2 protein-coding genes and 2 pseudogenes are annotated in these 3,104 nt (G+C 39.9%); all 4 read left to right on the top strand.

All coding sequences use genetic code 11. The features are described 5' to 3' along the window. Positions 1 to 1,402: pseudogene (locus Q7P22_RS06255) on the top strand (terminase large subunit); the annotation flags it as partial. Between the two features lie 95 nt (positions 1,403 to 1,497). Then, positions 1,498 to 2,247, top strand: a complete 750-nt coding sequence (locus tag Q7P22_RS06250; RefSeq protein ID WP_303862038.1) for an iron-sulfur cluster loop — start codon at positions 1,498 to 1,500, stop codon at positions 2,245 to 2,247. 186 nt (positions 2,248 to 2,433) lie between these two features. Beyond that, positions 2,434 to 2,796 carry a hypothetical protein gene (locus Q7P22_RS06245; RefSeq protein WP_303862035.1) on the top strand — a complete coding sequence of 121 codons (363 nt, stop codon included), beginning with the start codon at positions 2,434 to 2,436 and terminating at the stop codon, positions 2,794 to 2,796. Between the two features lie 70 nt (positions 2,797 to 2,866). Further along, a pseudogene (locus Q7P22_RS06240) lies at positions 2,867 to 3,104 on the top strand (phage portal protein); the annotation flags it as partial.

The following is a 3,104-nucleotide window of genomic DNA, read 5'->3' as shown; positions in this document are numbered from 1 at the left end:
GTATTTGGAACGCTTAAACCAAATGAATACCGGCAGTTTAATACTGCTTATGTGGAAATACCCAAGAAGATGGGAAAAAGTGAGCTTGCGGCGGCTATTGCCCTGTTGCTCACATGCGGTGATAATGAGGAACGTGCAGAGGTCTACGGATGTGCTGCAGACCGTAACCAGGCATCGATAGTTTTTAATGTAGCAGCTGATATGGTGCGGATGTGCCCAGCTTTAGCAAAACGGGTGAAGATCCTTGACTCCACAAAGCGAATTATTTACAAACCGACAAATAGCATTTATCAAGTACTTTCTGCTGATGTAGCTAATAAACATGGCTTCAATACTCATGGTGTGGTATTTGATGAACTTCATACTCAGCCAAATAGAAAGCTGTACGATGTAATGACTAAGGGTAGTGGTGATGCAAGAATGCAGCCACTATATTTTCTTATAACTACTGCTGGGGACAATCAGAACAGCATCTGCTGGGAAGTGCACCAGAAGGCACGATCCAACTTTCTACCCTGTTATATATGGTGCTGCACTTGAAGATGACTGGACGGATCCGAATGTGTGGAAAAAGGCAAATCCTTCTCTTGGCATTACAGTAGGTATGGACAGAGTCAAAGCTGCCTTTGAATCAGCAAGGCAGAATCCTGCTGAGGAGAATAGCTTTAGGCAGCTCAGGCTCAATCAATGGGTTAAGCAATCAATGCGCTGGATGCCAATGGATAAGTGGGATGCCTGTGCTTTTGCAGTTGACCCGGAATCGTTGGAAGGCCGTGTCTGTTATGGTGGCCTTGACCTATCTTCTTCTACCGACGTCACAGCATTTGTCCTGGTATTTCCGCCGCTAGATGAGGATGATAAATATATTGTTATGCTATTCTTCTGGATCCCAGAGGACACAGTTGATTTACGTGTGAGGCGTGATCACGTTAACTATGATCTGTGGGCAAAGCAAGGATTTATAAAAACCACAGAAGGCAACGTGGTCCATTATGGCTTTATTGAAACCTTTATTGAAGAACTTGGCACGAAATATAACATTAGAGAAATTGCCTTTGATCGTTGGGGAGCGGTGCAGATGGTACAAAACCTTGAAGGTTTAGGGTTTACTGTGGTACCTTTCGGTCAGGGGTTTAAGGATATGTCACCGCCTACCAAAGAACTGATGAATCTTACTTTGGAGCAGAAAATTGCTCATGGTGGACATCCGGTTCTTCGATGGATGATGGATAACATATACATTCGAACAGATCCTGCAGGTAATATCAAAGCGGATAAGGAAAAGTCCACTGAACGAATCGACGGTGTTATAGCAACGATTATGGCACTTGACCGAGCGATAAGGTGTGGAGGCATTACAGGCGCGAGCGTTTATGACGAAAGGGGAATCCTTTTCATATAATCATCCTATTTTTGTGATATGATTATAAGTAACAAGTTTAGAAAATAAAAGCAAAAATGCAAAAATATTATGATTTAGATACCTAGGGGGACGGGATGATTGTAAAAAAGAAAGATGAACATTTATTAGTGACAATTGGTAAATTGAGATTTGATAATCCTGAGGAAAATTCTGCCCAATTAGTTGAGGATCAAGAAGCAAATGCTTTCTTAAATGATATTATAAATTTCCCTCATGCTTATGTATTAGCTTGCTGTATGGATAGGCAGGTTAAAGCTGAAATTGCCTGGATGATACCAATAAGGCTAAAGAAAATCATAGGTGATTTTTCTATTGAGACTTTAAATAGTATATCTCTAGAAGAGTATTTAAAATTATTTAATGAAAATACTCTCCACCGTTTCAATGATACAATGGCTAATGTATTTTATAGTGCTGTGAAAAGAATTGTAAAAGATTATGATGGTGATGCCGCAAAAATATGGGCAAATAATCCGAGTAGTGCTACTGTGGTCTATAGATTTTTACAATTTAATGGCGTTGGAATAAAAATAGCTACTATGGCTACTAATATTCTAGCTAGACAATATAAAGTTCCATTTTCCGATTATTACTCCATAGATATTTCACCGGATGTACATATTCTTAGAGTATTAAGAAGAAGTGGACTTGTAGATAAAGATGCCAACATTGACTCTATTATTTACAAAGCAAGAGAATTGTGTCCAGAGTTTCCTGGTATAATAGATTTTTCATGTTGGGAGATTGGGAGAACTTGGTGCAGACCACGAAATCCTAATTGTGAAGAATGTATTATAGAATCAGAGTGTTTAAAAATTATCTGAAATTTAGGTGCTGTAGAATCCATTTAGCAAAGACCTTCCGCATGAATATATGCGCTTTGAAACTGATGGAAGTGAAATTGTATCTTCCGGAAAAACAGCCAGCTTGTAGCCGTCGTATGATTTTTGAAATGTTAAAGTCAAGCTGCACTTTTTCTGCTACTATAGTTTCAGAAGGAGGTGAAGAAAGTGGTATTAACAATTACAGATAAGCAATTCCAGAATGCATACCGTTCTGCAGGCCTGTGGTTTGTCGCATTATATACTGAAGCCTTTTTAGTTCGTATTGATGAATTGCGTGATGATGTCAAAAGAACTCATCTCGTAGAAGAGATATTCAATAATGGTGAGGGCCCTGATAAAAACGAAGGTGGTACCCGTACACGACTCAATTCCCTATGGCGGATAATTCGCGCTGGACGAATTGTACAAGCGATAGAGCTAGCAGCTAATTCCAGCAGATTACAAAGAGAGTTTCCGGAAGCCGCACAAACAGCCCGTGAATTATTGAACAGAATTGAAAACGGGTCATTTGCTATTCCGGAAGTATAACTCTCTTACGACCCAACACAGCATCTCAATCGAGGTGCTTTTTTTATGCCTATTTTCAGGAGGTGATCATATAAACCCATTTAGAAACCTATTCCGTTCCCGCGACAAACCCAAGAACAGCCTTGGAGGTAGTCGATATAGTTTCTTTTTCGGAGGAACATCAAGTGGCAAGACAGTCAATGAAAGAACTGCCATGCAGACAACAGCTGTATATGCCTGCGTAAGAATAATTGCTGAAACCATAGCAAGCTTGCCGCTACATGTGTATAAAAGGACTGATAAAGGGAAGGAAAAAGCATATAATCACC

This window comes from Alkalibaculum bacchi, assembly GCF_937875145.1.
In the GTDB taxonomy this organism is placed as follows: Bacteria; Bacillota; Clostridia; order Eubacteriales; family Alkalibacteraceae; genus Alkalibaculum; species Alkalibaculum bacchi_A.
The sequence above is the reverse complement of the archived record's forward strand: the minus strand, read 5'-3'. Positions and strand labels throughout refer to the sequence as shown.

Excerpts from the sequence above, each read along its gene's own strand:
- Q7P22_RS06250 (WP_303862038.1), top strand. The coding sequence starts at position 1,498 with ATGATTGTAAAAAAGAAAGATGAACATTTATTAGTGACAATTGGTAAA.